This window comes from Nitrososphaera sp. (assembly GCA_039938515.1).
GTDB lineage: Archaea > Thermoproteota > Nitrososphaeria > Nitrososphaerales > Nitrososphaeraceae > Nitrososphaera.
Map to the genome: position 1 here is coordinate 58,802 of JBDUUL010000015.1, position 15,801 is coordinate 74,602.

17 protein-coding genes are annotated in these 15,801 nt (G+C 50.0%); 7 read left to right on the forward strand and 10 right to left on the reverse strand.

Features of this window, described 5'->3' with window-relative positions:
• Nucleotides 1-36: 36 nt before the first annotated feature.
• Complete coding sequence (locus ABI361_08355) at nucleotides 37-876, reverse strand: SIMPL domain-containing protein (protein MEO9320668.1); 840 nt, start codon at nucleotides 874-876, stop codon at nucleotides 37-39.
• 144 nt (nucleotides 877-1,020) lie between these two features.
• Here ABI361_08355 and ABI361_08360 point away from each other — a divergent pair, with 144 nt between their 5' ends.
• Nucleotides 1,021-1,386: a hypothetical protein gene (locus ABI361_08360; GenBank protein ID MEO9320669.1), complete on the forward strand. Its 366-nt coding sequence runs from the start codon at nucleotides 1,021-1,023 to the stop codon at nucleotides 1,384-1,386.
• A gap of 87 nt (nucleotides 1,387-1,473) precedes the next feature.
• Here ABI361_08360 and ABI361_08365 read toward each other — a convergent pair whose 3' ends face one another.
• From ABI361_08365 to ABI361_08380, 4 genes are all read right to left on the reverse strand, one after another.
• Nucleotides 1,474-2,565: an ABC transporter substrate-binding protein gene (locus ABI361_08365; GenBank protein ID MEO9320670.1), complete on the reverse strand. Its 1,092-nt coding sequence runs from the start codon at nucleotides 2,563-2,565 to the stop codon at nucleotides 1,474-1,476.
• A 529-nt stretch (nucleotides 2,566-3,094) separates the two neighbouring features.
• Complete coding sequence (locus tag ABI361_08370; GenBank protein MEO9320671.1) at nucleotides 3,095-3,469, reverse strand: hypothetical protein; 375 nt, start codon at nucleotides 3,467-3,469, stop codon at nucleotides 3,095-3,097.
• A 378-nt stretch (nucleotides 3,470-3,847) separates the two neighbouring features.
• On the reverse strand, nucleotides 3,848-4,015 hold the full coding sequence (locus tag ABI361_08375; GenBank protein ID MEO9320672.1) for a hypothetical protein: 168 nt from the start codon (nucleotides 4,013-4,015) through the stop codon (nucleotides 3,848-3,850).
• Nucleotides 4,016-4,524: 509 nt separating this feature from the next.
• Nucleotides 4,525-4,743, reverse strand: a complete 219-nt coding sequence (locus ABI361_08380; protein ID MEO9320673.1) for a hypothetical protein — start codon at nucleotides 4,741-4,743, stop codon at nucleotides 4,525-4,527.
• Nucleotides 4,744-5,140: 397 nt separating this feature from the next.
• Between ABI361_08380 and ABI361_08385 the strand changes: the two genes are divergently transcribed.
• Both ABI361_08385 and ABI361_08390 read left to right on the forward strand, forming a co-directional pair.
• Nucleotides 5,141-5,911: a hypothetical protein gene (locus ABI361_08385; GenBank protein MEO9320674.1), complete on the forward strand. Its 771-nt coding sequence runs from the start codon at nucleotides 5,141-5,143 to the stop codon at nucleotides 5,909-5,911.
• Nucleotides 5,912-6,122: 211 nt separating this feature from the next.
• Complete coding sequence (locus ABI361_08390; protein MEO9320675.1) at nucleotides 6,123-6,719, forward strand: rhomboid family intramembrane serine protease; 597 nt, start codon at nucleotides 6,123-6,125, stop codon at nucleotides 6,717-6,719.
• Between the two features lie 79 nt (nucleotides 6,720-6,798).
• On the opposite strand, the gene ABI361_08395 is transcribed toward ABI361_08390, so the two are convergent.
• Nucleotides 6,799-7,935: a hypothetical protein gene (locus ABI361_08395; GenBank protein MEO9320676.1), complete on the reverse strand. Its 1,137-nt coding sequence runs from the start codon at nucleotides 7,933-7,935 to the stop codon at nucleotides 6,799-6,801.
• A gap of 383 nt (nucleotides 7,936-8,318) precedes the next feature.
• On the opposite strand from ABI361_08395, the gene ABI361_08400 reads away from it, so the two are divergent.
• Both ABI361_08400 and ABI361_08405 read left to right on the forward strand, forming a co-directional pair.
• Nucleotides 8,319-8,546: a hypothetical protein gene (locus ABI361_08400; protein MEO9320677.1), complete on the forward strand. Its 228-nt coding sequence runs from the start codon at nucleotides 8,319-8,321 to the stop codon at nucleotides 8,544-8,546.
• 137 nt (nucleotides 8,547-8,683) lie between these two features.
• On the forward strand, nucleotides 8,684-10,045 hold the full coding sequence (locus ABI361_08405) for a radical SAM protein (GenBank protein ID MEO9320678.1): 1,362 nt from the start codon (nucleotides 8,684-8,686) through the stop codon (nucleotides 10,043-10,045).
• A 63-nt stretch (nucleotides 10,046-10,108) separates the two neighbouring features.
• Here the strand turns inward: ABI361_08405 and ABI361_08410 are convergent, their stop codons facing one another.
• From ABI361_08410 to ABI361_08425, 4 genes are all read right to left on the reverse strand, one after another.
• Entirely contained in the window at nucleotides 10,109-10,339 is a 231-nt protein-coding gene (locus tag ABI361_08410) for a hypothetical protein (GenBank protein ID MEO9320679.1), read from the reverse strand.
• 498 nt (nucleotides 10,340-10,837) lie between these two features.
• Nucleotides 10,838-12,259, reverse strand: a complete 1,422-nt coding sequence (locus ABI361_08415) for an ATPase domain-containing protein (GenBank protein MEO9320680.1) — start codon at nucleotides 12,257-12,259, stop codon at nucleotides 10,838-10,840.
• A 19-nt stretch (nucleotides 12,260-12,278) separates the two neighbouring features.
• Complete coding sequence (locus ABI361_08420) at nucleotides 12,279-13,139, reverse strand: AAA family ATPase (protein ID MEO9320681.1); 861 nt, start codon at nucleotides 13,137-13,139, stop codon at nucleotides 12,279-12,281.
• A gap of 51 nt (nucleotides 13,140-13,190) precedes the next feature.
• Nucleotides 13,191-14,228, reverse strand: a complete 1,038-nt coding sequence (locus tag ABI361_08425; protein ID MEO9320682.1) for a hypothetical protein — start codon at nucleotides 14,226-14,228, stop codon at nucleotides 13,191-13,193.
• Between the two features lie 89 nt (nucleotides 14,229-14,317).
• Here ABI361_08425 and ABI361_08430 point away from each other — a divergent pair, with 89 nt between their 5' ends.
• The gene (locus ABI361_08430) at nucleotides 14,318-14,581 is read left to right on the forward strand and encodes a nickel-binding protein (protein MEO9320683.1); all 264 of its coding nucleotides are present in this window, start codon (nucleotides 14,318-14,320) and stop codon (nucleotides 14,579-14,581) included.
• An 81-nt stretch (nucleotides 14,582-14,662) separates the two neighbouring features.
• Nucleotides 14,663-15,445 (forward strand): FprA family A-type flavoprotein, encoded by a 783-nt coding sequence (locus ABI361_08435; GenBank protein ID MEO9320684.1) that lies wholly within the window; start codon nucleotides 14,663-14,665, stop codon nucleotides 15,443-15,445.
• The last annotated feature ends 356 nt before the right edge of the window (nucleotides 15,446-15,801 follow it).

The following is a 15,801-nucleotide window of genomic DNA, read 5'->3' on the forward strand; positions in this document are numbered from 1 at the left end:
GGCACATTGTATTGGCGCGGCCGGGACTGATGCAGCCTAGCTGATATAGTAGACAACCTCGACCGTCATTGTTACGTCCTGCTGGCCCGGCAGGATCTGGGTGTTGGCTGAAGCCGCCGCTTCGGGCGCAAGGGAATATGCAGGAAACGGCGACTCGCTCATTACAATTGACTGTACCCCGGAGACGGTCATTCCGACGGCTTTGGCCGCGACGTCAGCGCTGTGCCTTGCATTTGAAATGGCGTCCTGAATCAGGCTGTCGCGCACCTGCTGCTGTTTTTCGTCGGACAGGAAGAAGGTTACCTGGGTTATGCTGTTTGCCCCCGCATGGACTGCTGTATCTATGAGTTTGCCGGCGTCGACTGCCCCGGCAGTGTCGAGAGTTACGGTCAGCGCATTGACTGCTATGTAACCGGTAATGCTGCTTCCTTGCTGGCACCCGGGGGGCGCTGGTGAAATGGCAGGGCACTGTCCGCCAGGCGTCTGCGATTGCGCATATACCGGCGAGATGGTGTACGAGTTTGTGCTAATCTGGCTTTGAGGTATGCCAAGGGCTTCTACGGCTGAAATGACCCGGGCGCTGGCATTAGCATTGTCCCCTTCTGCCGCTTCCGCAGTGGTGCCATTGGTCTCAACGGCAAGGGTGACTGAGAATTTATCGGGCTTGATTTTGCTCGTGGCGGTGCCTGACGTTGACACCGTTGCCTTGGTGTGATTGCCAAGGTTGCCAGTGGCACCTGGAGCTGCCTGCGAACCGTTAAGGCTCTGAGCGCTGGCGACCGTAGGGCCAGCGCTCCAGAACGAAATAGCTGAAACACCTGCAACGATTCCTGCTGCAAGGAGAGCAATCAGTACCCTCTGTCGAGAGATTTGCATAGTAGAAACAAGGTGTTGCAATTTTGTACTTCTTGGTTTTGAAACAGGGTTCAGGTTTGGTCTTATCGTAAACTGTAGCCGATCCCATGAGGGCCAGGCAGGAGTTAGCGGAAACTTTATCAAAAAGATTCTAGTAAGTATCCTATGAGCGGCAAGAGTGCTGAAAGCACTGTCAAGGTGCAGAGACACGAGGCCAGCATAAGTTCTGAAGCATTGAACCACTCCACGGAACGCGTGATGCGGGAAGCCGACTTTCTTGATGCCGCCATGGGGCTACTCCGCGGCCTGAGTTTGCCGGCATTCAGGGCAGAGATAATCGACCATATTCGGTCTAATTCCAAAGACCTGGAGTACATTGCCCTCTTTGAAACGCTGGACCACTACATACGATACGACGACGAGGAACAGATAAGGGCTGCATTTGAGGTAAACCTGCCTTATGGCCAGCACCATGCAACGCCCTGGAGAAGGGACGAAGCAGGGGCTATCAAGACGACGCCTACCACCTGACTGGCAGACGAGCAGATTGCACGAGGAGTGCAGGCCGGACACGGCACAGAATGCTTGCCCCTAGAAGCAGAAAGATGTTTTATCCGTCTAGTTAATCTGGGGCAGTCCCCTTTCTGCAAGCACCTGGTTTAGTATCGTCAAGTCGTATATGTTCGACAGGTCAGGCTTGCTGTTGAAGAATCCAATCTGGTATGCATCGTCCGCAGCCTTGAAAAGAGACGATTTGATTGGGTCGTAGGTCAGCTTTAGCCTTGAGAAGGCATCGCTAAACTCGTCCTGTGGGATTGCCTTGCCTGTTAGCTTGACTAGTTGATCATTGAATGCTTGCTGCGCTTCAGCTGGATGGCTGTTTATCCAGACAGTCTCGTTGACGTTTGCGTCTAGCAGCTTCTTTATCACGTCCGGGTTATTCTGTACATAGGAAGGATCGGCCACAATCTGTGCCGTTACAAAGTCGCCGTTTGGCCACAGAGTCCGCTCGTCAACAAATACGTGCGCGTTGGCCTCGTGCACTAATTTAGCTCCCCATGGCTCCGGGACCCACGCGCCGTCGATTTCCTTCTTGAGCATCAGGGTGACAATGTCGGCATTTGTTGCAGGGATCACGGTAACATTTCCGCCCTTGTCTGCCGTCTGGTAGCCGTTGTCAAGCAAATACTTTCGCAACGCCACATCCTGCGTATTGCCAAGCTGCGGCGAGGCAAACTTTTTGCCCGCAAAGTCCTTGACCGTTTGAATTCCCGAATCGTTTCTAACTACGAAGACAGCACCTCCGCTAGCAGCTCCGGAAATAATTCTAACTGATTCGCCGTTCGACTTGATATAGCCGTTAATCGCGGGGTTGGGTCCAACGTAGGTAACGTCAATTTGCTTTGCGAATATTGCCTCGATTGCCGAAGGCCCCGCGTTGAAAATCTGCGTCTTTACCTCTACGCTATCGCCTAGCATCTTTTGAAAATCCCCATTGCCAAGGCCAATCACTGCTTGTGCATGGTTAATGTTTGGAAAATAGCCGATTCGGAGCACTTTGTGCTGTACAGGAGTTGAAACAGGCTGTGTAGAGTTGTTGTCGCTTACACCGCTTGAGGGTTTTGCATGTGGAATGGTAGTTGCTATTGCCGATGCAATTACCGCAGCTATTATTGCTCCAGCTATCGCAAATTTGATAGAGTTATTCACGATAATCGGCAGCCGAGGCGCAAATAATACTGCTATTGTATGTGCAAATCAAGCGCGTTTTACGCAAAATACGTTGATTTCTGATATACTCGACCTGATTCAGGCATCGTTCACAGCCAAAAATAGGTGCACTTTATGGCATGCCTGCGGTCCGCAGATGCTAGAATCGAAAACGACGCAGTGAGGTCAGAACATCTAGATAGGCGGCACGAGCCTGAGCCTGCCTCTTGAGGCAGTCTAGACATTCGGGTAAACTTTTCAGAGCTGCTGCCTGCGCTTCCTATGTCAAGCTTCTGCGTGGGATAAGCACTAATACTCGGCATGATGTAAGGCAGGTATGGAAATATGCAGTACATGCCACACAACAATCCACCCGAACTATTCGGGACACCATAAATGCGGATATTCAAATTGCCCGGTATGCAAAGAGCCGGTAACTACGTCAGGCTACTGGAGGCACATTCAAACTCATCCGGGGCATGAGAACGATACTTCAAAGTACCCCGCCCGAAGGCCCGCTTAAGCGAAGCTACTGCTGGTACAGCTGCACGCTGCCAACCACTCGGAACTGGTACTGGCCCGCATACTCGTTTCTGTACATGCGGGCATAACTTTCGGCAGCATCGTAGGTCTTGAACCGCGTGCGCAGCCCGTCAACCCTTGCATCCTGGCTGAACACATCAGTAATTTCAATTGAATACGAGTTCGGGAGTTTCTTTGCCTGCCGCAGCATCAGGAACACGCTCAGGACAAAAAACGATATGCCGACTATCAGTATGATGGCAAACTCAAAGCCCTTTGCAAAACTGACAAATGGGCTAATCAAGCTGTGGTCCAACGCCTTGTAGACGATAGCGTAGACCTGCATTAGAATATCTGTAAGGAGGCCGATGGACACTGCCAATACTTACAGAGTCTCCCCTCTTAAAGTTAGAGGTTTATACCTCGCCTCCCAGAAAGCCAGAAGAATCAAAACGGGGAAAAAGAAAGAGAAAAGGTGTTCTTTGGTAACTACCTCTTAAATGACGTCCGTCCGGTATGCGAGGGCGAGCAGTAGCCGCAATAATCGGTGTTTGGCCTGCTATGACAATTGCACTCGCACTTCTGGCCTGATGAAAAACTTCTTCTTTTCAATAAATAACGCTGTATAAAGCGGATATTTAACTTGCAGCGAAGAATCAGATGTCAACTCTACGCAGTACATGCCAGGATTTTGGTGGAACTCAGGTCCCATCCGAGCGGAATGAATTGGCGAGACGAATAGCTTGTTCGCGGTCCCCGCTTATCTCGAGGCGTTTACTATGCACTTGTCGCAGTACCGTTCAACGATTACGACACCGGATTCCTTAAAGTGCGCTTCGACCGTTGCCGGTGCGGCACATTTAATGCAGAAGCCAGGTTGCTTTCTTGCGCCAGTAATTATTGGCTTGGTGGTGGTAGGCTTGCCCATGTTGGCTCGTTACCAGTCAGCTACTAATGCTTTGCGCTTGACCTAATCGGTCCTTCTGCACTCAGAGTTTACTTTCTTCTTGCACCCAGAATTATTATGACGCCAGCTGCCGTTCATGAAGTACTCGAGGTGACTGGCGCCGTCTCGATCCACGGTCACTCTCTCCTGACCATTTTTTGGTGCTCCCGAGGGCGCGGGTCCAATCGAGGGTCGAACGTAGGGCAAGTCTAGATGCCCTTTCCAACCATACTTCCACTAAAGCCGGCCGATGCCTCGGTTGCGCATCTAGTGCAGTACCTTTGGATCAGCGTTATCCCGTCGCCGGAGGCAAACAACAAATCTTTAGTGGCTGGTTCATTACACGTCTTGCAGTTTCTCGGGTTAGTTAAAACAGCCTTGTAATCGCGAACACCGATAAGAGGTTTATGAGCCATCACTTACTGGTGCTTTCTCACGTATAAGAATGCTATGCAAGCAAGTCACACGTCAATGAAATGCGGCTTCCCGGATTAGCCTGAATTGTCAGGGTCATCCAGCACGGTTCTAAGACGGGTCGCTTTGTCGGTCTTTGCCGCAACCATCCGCTGAAAAGTGTAATAGATGTTATGATCGTTCTTAAGATGGCTCAGAAAAGCCAGTCCATCGTTGACGTTGTCCTTTACTATCAGACGCCTGCCGCAATAGCTGCACGCTATCAAGTGCTCGTCTGTCTGCGCGTCGTGTTCCAACTATTACCATGTATTTGCACTCAAATAAGAGGATTGCAGGAATTGCCATCCGCCCCCACAGCCTTTCATTCTTGTTGACCAGACAGATGTCTGAGCGCTCGCCTTATACTGCGGGCCGCCGTTCCTGTCCTAATGGATGCTAAAGACGTGCGGATTGTTTGCGAGATGGCATTCGGCGCTGCAGGCCGGAGCACCGTTCTTGACAGGCACGTGAGTCCTTGGGCAGCAGGCAGCGCCCTAGCCTCCGCCGCTTCTTTCGGGCAGGAGCCATTTTTTGCATAAACTCTTGATAACCTTTGAGAACTATCACTTGAATGCTTCACAGGTTTTTACAGATTAGAGCCATGATAATGAGATGACAAAAGGCGTATTAATGGCACGCCTGCTGATTCACCTATTGTCCGTTGCCAAGTTATGCAGAAATGAAAACCACATCATGCTGTTAGCCGTTATAGACAAGCTGGACAAGGAAGGCACCAGCGCCGACATTGAAAAGCTGGCAGAGCTTGGCAAGTTCTTTAAAATTCACGTTGAATACATGCTTGATAATCTGCTCGACGAGGGGCTGATATCAATCGATGACAGGGGCAAAATAAGGCCGACTGATTCCGACACGGGCACATCGGGCAAACCAAACGATGCAAAGCCGGAGATGCACGGGTCCTCCCCATCAGTAACGATAACACTGCCAAAGCGCAAGACAGACGTTGCAGTACACCATTTCTCGCTCACAGCGGCAGGCCAAAAACTTCTTCAGGAGAGAAAGCAGGAGCTTGGCAGACTGTCTGTTGCAATGCAGCGGCTGTATCATTCAAGGAATATTGACGAGCTCTACCGCACCATATCCTGGAATCGAGAGTGGATTCCTCTAATGCTTTACACGGGAGTCATTACGCCTGATTACCTCAAGGCCATGTTAAAGTACCTCGGCGTGGACGCGGGCAAGCTTTCCATGACTGAACTGCAGCAAGCAGCATCGGATCTCGGGATTGGACCTGACTTTTTTGACCTGGGGCAGGTGCTCTATTGGGGCATACATCCGATAATTTCGTTTATACTCACCCACCTGTTGATTGGCAAGCTGCACGACAAGCATTCCGAAAAGGCAAGACAGGCCGGCAAGAAGAACAATCCTGACGAAGACATGTACTTTCCACAACAAAGCTAGTACGTGAGGCTCGCCAGGGTCCTGCCTTTACGATAGCCCACCTCATTGCGCTGACGGATGTAGGCCTCAGGCCGGAACTGTCAGAGAGGACTATGCCAAGAGTACGAACAACGGAAATCCGTGTTCTAATGCATATCTTGTATGATTGGTGGATATCTGGAGTGCAGCGCACGATTGGCAGCATTACGCCAGGTAGCGAGGGACCGGCGAAATGAGCGCGAGTGGAGGATTGCCGGTTGTTGTAATTGCGCTGGTCGTACTAAATATCGCAGCCTACCTTGTGAGCATTGACGCCTCTTATGGCATAAGTAAGAGGGCGCTCCTAAATTACGCCTTTGTTCCTGCTTATCTCTTCAGCGATCCGAGCAGAGCAATCCTTACGATATTTACCTCAATGTTTCTCCACGCCAATGTCGCACACATTGCACTCAACATGATGGCCCTTGTTGCGGTTGGTCGGTATGTGGAAGCCAGTTTAGGCCACTGGAGGTTCCTTTTAATCTACGTTATTTCAGGCGTAGCTGCGGCACTGCTGTTTGGTGCGGTTCAGTTTGGGCTGAGCGATCCTTCTACCCACCTTGTAGGAGCCTCCGGAGCGATATCAGGAATAATCGGAACTTCGGTAATTCTCGGAAACAGAGGCGCCTTTGGCTGGTTCGCGATGCAGTTAATCCTTGGCTTTGTCTCGCTTGGGGGAACTGGGTTTGGGGGAATTGCCTTTATGGCTCACGTCGGGGGGTTTCTAGCAGGCATTGGGATGACAAGGCTATTGATACTGCGGGAAAAAGCCAGCAGGCAGCTTGCATAGCAGGCAATCTCAAACTCGGCCTGCGTACATGTTGGACCTTGTTTGCGGTCGCTAGACCTGCAGGCATCGCTTGTGTGGCTTACGGCGCAGGATTTGTCTTTGTGGATTTCGCCGGAGGCATCTGGTGGGGCATTATCTCTGTCACGTTGGATCCTTCGTACGGCACTATTGTGATAGTGGTATTACTGCCAGGAACGCTGACTCCAGTGCTCGCCTCCGTTCCATTGGCCGCGGAGGTGACAGTTGTTATGTTGTTCACGCGCGGCGGTAGAATAAACTGGTCTATTATAGGGGGCTCGTTAAGCGGCTTGCCGTCTTTGGTCAGTATCCGAACTGTCAGAAAATACTGCGTTGGATCAGTCATGATAGGCCCCTTGATGTGGTAAGTGCCTGTGGTGTGACCATTCACTCCTATGATGTCCGGTCCCCACGTCTTGAATTGGCTCGCGCCAGGGTTTGTGGAATTGCCCGTTGATTTTGCGGAAGGCAAAAGCTCCAGGTCGAGAATTCCTGAATTCGTGGCAAACGTATGTGCGTAGAACTTGGACGTAGAATTTGAGATGGTGACGTTGTACAGCATCGAATCGTAAGGAGGGATTCCCACGTCCTTGGGGATGAAGGAAACCACGAAACTCTGCGGCCGGGATGGATTGAAGGGAAGTACTCCAAGGCCGCCTATCATCATGTTCATGTGCTTGCCGGTCGCCATCCCGTTGCCAACGTTAATGACGCCGGATATGTTTGGGTGGTGGCCGTCAACATAATGGTATGTTCCAACCTGCTTGAAACTGTATACAAACGTGCCGCCGTCCGGCTCCAAGAGCTTGGAAGCGAATGCCTCGGGCGGCGAATACGTGGCATTTGAGACAGTGGTGATGGAATGGACGTCATTGTCGTTATTCGTCCAGATTACTGTCATGTCCGCTGGGATTGACACCTCCCGCGGGGTGAACTGGGTCGTGTCGTTAGAAGACACCTCGGGTATGATGATTGCGTAGGACGGATTCTCACGCAACTTGTAGTACTTGTCCGGCGGGAAATTGGTTTGAGCATCTTGTTCATACGATTTTGAGGGAAGCAGGACCAGAGACAGTGAAGCTGGCACGAGAATTAATGCGATAAGGGCCACCGCAGGATAGGGGATCTTGACTATCATATTTTGCAACAAGGAGGAAAAGGGAACTGTCATGGCCTCGCTGCTGTTGATAATTTGCACAATGGTAATATCTCATGCGAACGATTCTTACACCATCAAGTGGGAGAGGTTTTTGATGACAGCATCGCTACTGCAATTCTTGGCGAAAAGGTCCTCCCAGCTAGAAATCCAGGGACTTTTGTAATTTTCTGGGCGCAGAATATCAGCAAAGTTTGGCACACCAGTCGGCTCTACCCGAGTGTTCACGACGATTCAGGAGAAAGTCCCAATCTCGACTATTGCGCCAGCGCTCGACTTGCCTGCACGAAAAACAGGAGAATATGCGTCGATTCGGTCTCGACAGCCCTGCGCCATCGATGACGCGCAATTGACCGCTGGGACGGTATGGTCACTACGGAAAAGTGTGAAGCATTCCTAAAATGCGTCATTGCAAGCCTCGTTTCATGGAGCAAGTTCCAAACTGGGAAGCGGTAATACACAAGAGCGTTAGAGCAGCAGACGGTCAGGGCGCAGGAATTGTAGCTGCAGTTGAAGAAGATGCCATTGTCATCGAGTCGGCAGGGGATCGAGTTCATGCCCGGTACCCCAAATCAATAGTTGAAGGCTTTAACGGCGCAGAGGTCATTCTCAACAAGCCATTTGCTGAGCTTTGGCAGTATGTACAGCCTTGACTTGGCAGTAGCTGACGTAGAATCAGTCGCGTAGAGAATTAATCATCGGTTGGGAAAGTACTGATCATTAGCATCCCATAGAATGATTTGCCGATACGAGATCCATATATGCTCGTGAACCGTATTCCTAGCCATAGATGCAGCTTTTAGACCCGCGCTCCTCAGTAAAGACTGCCCAGCCCTCCAGTCGCATCCCGCGTGACTGGAAAATAGTCCTAGTGTCCCCGCGCTCAAGTTCAGAAACGCCCAACTTTATCACCAAAATCGACAAGCGCGGCAGGCACCGGTGGCTCAACGCTTACACCCCGGCAATGGGGATACGCTTTCTCTCTGAAAATTTTGAGGGAGTTGATGTTTTAGAGTATCCTTCAATCGGTGAAATAGAGAAGGTTCTTGATACCGGCGTTGACGTCCTGGGGGTCAGCTTTCTTACTTCACAGACAGGGGAGGCAAAAAAGATCGTGCAGCTTGCCAGATCGCACGGCGTAAAGGAAGTCTGGGGCGGCGGATGGGGAATAGATACCCCGGGTGCAAAGGAATTCTTTGACAGGTCGTTTAGCGGCTACGGAGAGCAGCGCCTGATGCCAGTGATTGGCGACAGGATAAGGGGCACGGGTATCCGCCATCCGGCTCTAATAGGAGAAGCTCATTTTTTCAAGTTCAAGGCCAAGGTGGGTTACCTTTACTCAATCCGGGGCTGCAAGTACAAGTGCGAGTACTGCCCCACGCCTGCGGTGATTCCGGAACTAATGACGCTTGAACTTGCAGAGATTGAGCGAATTCTGGACGTGTATGCAAAGGAAAAGGTTCACGCCGTGGTGATTTACGACGAAACCTTTCTTCAAAACCCGCTGCATTCCTGGCAGGTAATCGAGATGCTTGCCGAACGCGGGCTGATGTGGTTCTGCCTGACCAGTTCGTCTGAACTTAACGGCAACGTCTCTCGCCTCCGCGACAAGGGGTTCCTTGGGTGTCTCATGGGAATTGAGTCACTGCGCGACAAGACCTTGAATGACTACCGCAGAGGCAGGCTCTCAGGTGCCAACATCAAGGTTATCAAGGAAATGAGGGATAACAGCTGCTTTGTCCTTGGGACCTACATGTTCTGCCACGAGCTTGACACAAAGGAGTCGATGCGAAAAGACATTGAAAAACTGGCCAGCTTGGAAATCCCCGCCGTTCTCCCCGTAATCTTTACGCCTTTTGCACCGACGCCGCTATTTCAAAAATATGAGGACAGAATAACAGACTGGGACTGGAGCCACTGGGATGACGGGCACCTAGTCTGGAAGCACCCCGAGGTCACTCCGGAAGAAGCACGTGAGCTATTGTTTGAGTGTGATACTCTTTGCAACACCCTGTCGCGAAACGCGGGCTTTGCAGTCAGGGAGGCTGTCAGAAATGTGATTCCGTTCGTGTTTCGAAAGATGGTGTCAAGGCGCTCCGTGACAAGGCGGTTTCAGCCTAATTTGGATGCTACCGGACCATCCGTCGCATAAGATGTGAAGGCTCTGCCAGTGTGAAATAGAGAGGGTAGTTGATCTTTATCAGACCAACGATTGCTATACCTGATACTGTTGCGCTTCCTTTCTTGTTATGTTGAGCCGGACTTCTGCGCCGTTAAAGCCCTCGACTGCGGTATGCGGAAGGCTGTACTCATGCTCCTTGATCACACCCTGAATTGTGATCACCTTTTCTTCGTCCACTTCTACCACGTTTCCGAGTTCTAGCCCGTCCTTTGACCTGACGGTCTTGTGCACTATAGCTTCCCAGTTCTCTATTGCGTCGGTCAATTTCTATCAACGTAGGCAATGTCCGGATGATAGATAAGGAGGCTGAATGCAGTGCCATGCAAAGCAGCCCTGCACCTTTTACCTTCAGGACATCAGGCTAAGTTGGCTCAGGCAGTTCAAAAACCGCTTGCGCGCTGGATTATGCCTGCATACTAGATCAGAATACAGAACATTTTCGGATTAATCTTCAAGCACTACCCGTCAAACCCTTGTGGCCGGCTATGCCGAGACAGCCCGAGAACTGCAGTCTGGCAGCCGCGTTTAACTTAATTTGTGCCTCTGCAGACAAGTGCCATAGGATCGTGAATGGTCAGAAGAAAGAGATCATCCCGGCCAAATTCGCTGGCCTGTCATGCCTGCGGACGGTCGATTTCTAGGACTGATTCGAAAATGTCTGTGATTATTGACAAGTCATGCTACCGGTTCGATTCGGAGGACTGCCTTACAATATTCAGAAAACTGGAATTGACCCACGGCAGGGCATATCTGAAGAGGCTGTTAACTTAGGTCCAGGCGCGCAGGCACCGCGGAGTTACCAAATTCTTCAGAATGTGCCGAGTATATCTTGAGTGCCTGGCCGTGCTTCAGCTTTTGTGCTTCTTTCAGAAGTCTTATCTCTTTTCTGTATTCGTCTTTGATCCCGATAAGCGTCTCCGCAATGTTGTCTGCAAGAAGTACATGGCCGTCATCCCCAAAGTCCATCACTCTCCTTGCAAGTATGATTCCCGGACCCCAGACGTTTTGATTATTATTCACGTCGCGCACAACAAAGACCGGCCCCGTGCTGAGTCCGATTCTAACCCCCAAATGATCTTCAGGGCTCTTGCCGGCGTTAAATTGCCGGAGCTTCTTGTGAAGCTGGATGCTGAGTTGCATGGGGAGCTCCGGATCCAGCAGGAATCCCACGGCCATTCCGTCGCCCGTGGGAAGCACAATCTTCCTGTCCTTGGCCACCTTGGAGAAAGCTTCGCATGAGAGGATGAGCGAATTCAAGTCCCTTATCTTATTGATCTGCTTTTCGACAGATAACAGCGGATTTGACAAACCAACGATGTCGATAAAAAAGAAACTTGCATTTACCACACCGGGCTCGAGAGAATAAAGCATGTGCGATCCATAAAGTTCGCCAATCTTTCGGTATGTATCAAAGCAGTGTGGATGAAACGGCGATTGCCCCGAATCTGCATAGGCCACTTCACCTATAATCTGGCGGTCGCACAGCTTGCAGTATACCGCCTTGGGCCTTGACGAGTCGCCGTCTGGGGCAATGAAGTGAAGGCTGCCGTTGGCGTCTATCGTGTATTTGACCCATCTCGAGTTGCCCTGTCCGCTTTGGAGAGAGAAGAGCCGCATGCTTCTCTGCACCTCATTTCCTGAATCCTCCACCTTCAGCTGGATTATTCCGTCTACAAGTGATCCCAAGGTATCTAGCATGGGGGCGGTTGGGCTGTTCCCTGCAATTGTCAGGATGGCAGCTGAATTGCTTGCACTGAGCTTGTCATATAGCTCCGCAACGAGCCTTGTCACTTCATCAAACGCGAACCGAACTGTGAGATCCGTGATTGAGTCAATCACTATCCGGGTCTTTGATGTGTCGACCTGCGCGTCCAGCCAGCTCAAAAGGAATCCTGAAAGATTTTGAAGCGTCTTCAGCTTGTTGGTTTTCTCATCAAGAAGACTTTCGAATTGGGGCTTCGCTTCGCCACCGAAAAATGACTCGAATCGCTCTCGCCTCAAGCGGGAAGAGCAATTCATGTAGAGGCACTTTTCTCCTGCTGATAGGCCACTACGCAAGAACTCGAGGCTGTATGCTGTCTTGCCAGAGCCAGCAGTCCCCAGAACCAGAAGCACTGATCTTGGGATATGGTTCCCGCTTGCCAAGATAAATTCCTGTCCTGGAAGAAGAGTGTTTGATTCCATTCTCCGCAGCCCCAGCGCCCTACAGCTTTGCAGTCAATGAGCCTGCGAGGTTCTCAAGCTGTCTCGTAAACGGATGCAAAGGATATCTCAGGGCCGTCAGAAACTCTTTCTTGCTGAATTGTATGTCACAGTAGCATGGGATGGCAGAGATAACTTCCATTTTTGTCTGCATGGAAAGCGCGTCCTGCGGATTTTCTGCATACGTGCCGTTTACCGCGGAACTTTGCTCTTTTCCTATTGAAGTATGATGATCTGGGACGCAATAGCCTGCGACTCTGTTGAAAAGGAGAAACGATTTTGTTCCATACTTTGCCAGTGACCCGTAAATTTCTGAAGCCAGCTTCATCGTTCCCTCGATGTCGATATCGCCCTGTTTTAGGGTAAGGAAAAGTATGTCTGCAACGGCGAGTGCATTCATTGACCAGTATCGTATGCCCGGGCTGGTGTCGATTATGATATAATCAAGTTCATAGTCTCGGATCAGATTCTGCCTAAGTAGTATGAACTTTCTGAGCTGGGACTTGGTGTCTTCTGAAGTCCCGGCCTCTATCTTGTAAATGTCCTCTTTTTTCACGCTGCTAAACCCCACCCACAACTTTCCGTTAATGTCACGGTTGCCATGTTGCCTCTCATGTTCAAGCAGAGTATCGGTCACCGGTATCATTACATCCTCAACCTCTGCTTCACCAAACAGGTAGTCATTCAGCCATTTCCTCGGCTTCTTTTCAAAATATGCTAGCAGACTCGGAGCATATACATCAAGGTCAAGTAGTCCAACCTTGAAACCTTTGACGGCCAAAAGTGCCGCGATATTTGAGGCAATGGTCGTCTTCCCAGTGCCGCCCTTGTATGAGTGAAAGGCGACACATTTCGTAGCCATGGCAGCAATTCAGACCACTGGAATATAGCATTTCTCACGATGAGTGTTGCTTTATTTCTCGTCCCGTTCGCCTTCGCCGCTAGTCCAGCGGCGAGTATAAACCTCATCTTTCAGCTTGAAACCCTTGAAAAGCTGGAAGTAGGTCTGCCGGGCTTGGGTCTGCTTGTCAACTTCGGACTGGATCCACAGCGATTCAAAGATGGAAGCATCCGAATATACGGTGGACTCGCTGTTAGAATATGTCGATAGACCTACAGCATCCTGAAACGTTGCATCAGCGACGTCCTTGACCTCGACGGCCAAGGAAATTGCCTGGTCAACTATAAGCGTCGTAATTCGAGCCAGGATGAGCTGCTGCAGAAAATTTATCCTAACGTTTGGATATTCCGCCTTGAGTTTTGTATTGGTTATTTCTTTGACCGCGTCATCATGCATCACGAGTAGCCTGACTTTTATGCCGCTTTCCGAAGCCCTGCCGATCTCCTCTAGAATGCCTTCTCGTTCTGCCATCAAAAATGAGTTCTTTGTCGAGAAGAGGATCGAAATCTCATAGACTGCATCTTTGAGAAGTTCAGATATCAGATTTCTTACATATGCCGGATCCCTCAGCGTTTCCTTGAACTCGTTTCCTGTGCCTCTGCCAATCTCCTTGATTCTCTGGTTTGCAGGGAGCGCGTCCTTAATGGCGAGGCTCATAAAGAAATTCTGCGAGTCCAGGTAATCCTTGTTTGTGACTTTCAAGAGTCTGTTGCTGCCATTCAAGTAAGCAACGTATTGTTGCCCGTCTGAAATCAGGAAGCTGCCTGAAAGTGCAGGGGTATGAAAGAGTTCGAAATCCTTCATGAGCTCTTTGCACAATGATAGATTTTCTTTGCTAATCTCAGTAACGCATCTGAACTTCACGCCATTTGCTTTCTGAGACGCTATCTCGCTCAGGTTTTCTGATCTGATCTTTGATAATGTCCCCAGACTCCGGGCATCAAAAAGGCAATCGAGGCTTTTTTTGGCCCGCGTAACCATCCCAGACAGATAGTTGTCGGCGCTCTGGTTGCCTAGGACTTCAATATCGTTGACATCTGCTGGGTCCAATGCTGAAGGTGAGACTAGAGTGAATTATAACACTTATGCGCTAATGACAGCACAAATATTATTAATATGAGCTATTTCATCAGAGTCAATTGCCGATCTTTCTGGACGTACACAAGGTGCCGTTTAGCGAGGATAATCTGAGAGAACTCTGCAAATCTCCTCCAGACGAATTTGGCGTATCACACGTAAACCTCTTTTACAACAAGGAATCAAGCGTCTGCTTTTGCTTGCTCAATGCACCAGACCTGGATGCCGTTGAACGACACCACAAAAAGGTGAATATTGAGTGCGAGTGGATAACTGAAGTCACTAATATCGTGAATGACGCGTTCAAACAGGATCAAATGAAATAGAAAGTCCACGCTAGACTTTCTGCATTCTGCGCTTGCTTTTGTGATGATTTATCTTAAATACTTCGGTCTGAATACGCCTTTATGCCCGAAGTCAGCCGCACCTTTTACTTCCCCAAAGGAAAAGAGGCCGAGATTTCAGAGATCAGTGACGGCATTTATCGCATCTCTGCGTTTGTTGAGGAGTATGGAATAACCTTCAACCAGTTCCTAATCGACGACGACTCCCCGACGCTTATCCATACTGGGCCAATCGGGATGTATGATGCGATTGAGCAAAAGGTTAGGGAAGTCATGCCCGTGGAGAAGCTCTCCTACGTCGCATTTCTGCACTTTGAAAGCGACGAATGGGGAGGCATCGACTTTCTCAAAGCGCCCAAGGCAAAGCTGGTTTGCAGCGACCTCAGCTCGAAATTGAATCTTATGGGCTGGAAAGGCGTCCCGTCCGACCACATATCATTCTGGGATAATGAGAGTCTGAAAACCGGCAAGAGGAACTTCAAATTCATAATGACACCCCATGTGCACCACTGGGACAGTATGATGATGTTTGAAGAAACAACGGGTACGCTATTCCCTTCAGACCTCTTTATTCAGCCGGGCAATAACGGCCCATTTGTCTCTGAAGACAGGTCAGAGTCGATGCTTGGACTTTACAGGGCGATTGGAATATTCTCTTCTGAAAAGCCCGTAAGGCAGACGTCCCGTAGGTTGACCAAGCTTGACCCCAAAACTGTTTGTCCAATGCACGGGTCATGCATCGACAGGTCAATGTTTTCAAGATATGTCGATGCTATACTGAAGGAGGATTTTGCGTACAGCGGCAAGGTTTTGGGCCAGGATGTACAGGTTGTGGATGAGGTATGACGGCCACGCAGGACCTCTAGCAGAATATAGAATTTCCCATGATGCTCGCGGAATTGGTCATGAACTATGAAAGACCCGCGGAGGTTTAGCGTTTGAAATCCGAAGCATTTCCATGCGGATGCTCTATCCAGTGGGATGGAAAAAAGGCAACCGTGAACATTTGCGAGCGGCATCGTGCCGAGACTAGAAACCTCAAAATCAAAGAACGCTAGGTCAGGGTAGTCTGGAAATTCCACTCTGGCATTGGCACGGTTCGCTTCGATCCATTTCTCCATATTTTTATACTCCGTACTACATCAGAGTAGCTGAAATTGGTATCTGTAGGAAACCCGCTAAGCAGAACGCAATGTTTGAAC

Coding starts and splice junctions, on each gene's coding strand:
- ABI361_08415 (MEO9320680.1), bottom strand. CDS start 12,259: ATGGAATCAAACACTCTTCTTCCAGGACAGGAATTTATCTTGGCAAGC.
- ABI361_08390 (MEO9320675.1), top strand. CDS start 6,123: ATGAGCGCGAGTGGAGGATTGCCGGTTGTTGTAATTGCGCTGGTCGTA.
- ABI361_08405 (MEO9320678.1), top strand. CDS start 8,684: ATGCAGCTTTTAGACCCGCGCTCCTCAGTAAAGACTGCCCAGCCCTCC.
- ABI361_08435 (MEO9320684.1), top strand. CDS start 14,663: ATGCCCGAAGTCAGCCGCACCTTTTACTTCCCCAAAGGAAAAGAGGCC.
- ABI361_08400 (MEO9320677.1), top strand. CDS start 8,319: ATGGAGCAAGTTCCAAACTGGGAAGCGGTAATACACAAGAGCGTTAGA.
- ABI361_08360 (MEO9320669.1), top strand. CDS start 1,021: ATGAGCGGCAAGAGTGCTGAAAGCACTGTCAAGGTGCAGAGACACGAG.
- ABI361_08375 (MEO9320672.1), bottom strand. CDS start 4,015: ATGGGCAAGCCTACCACCACCAAGCCAATAATTACTGGCGCAAGAAAG.
- ABI361_08420 (MEO9320681.1), bottom strand. CDS start 13,139: ATGGCTACGAAATGTGTCGCCTTTCACTCATACAAGGGCGGCACTGGG.
- ABI361_08355 (MEO9320668.1), bottom strand. CDS start 876: ATGCAAATCTCTCGACAGAGGGTACTGATTGCTCTCCTTGCAGCAGGA.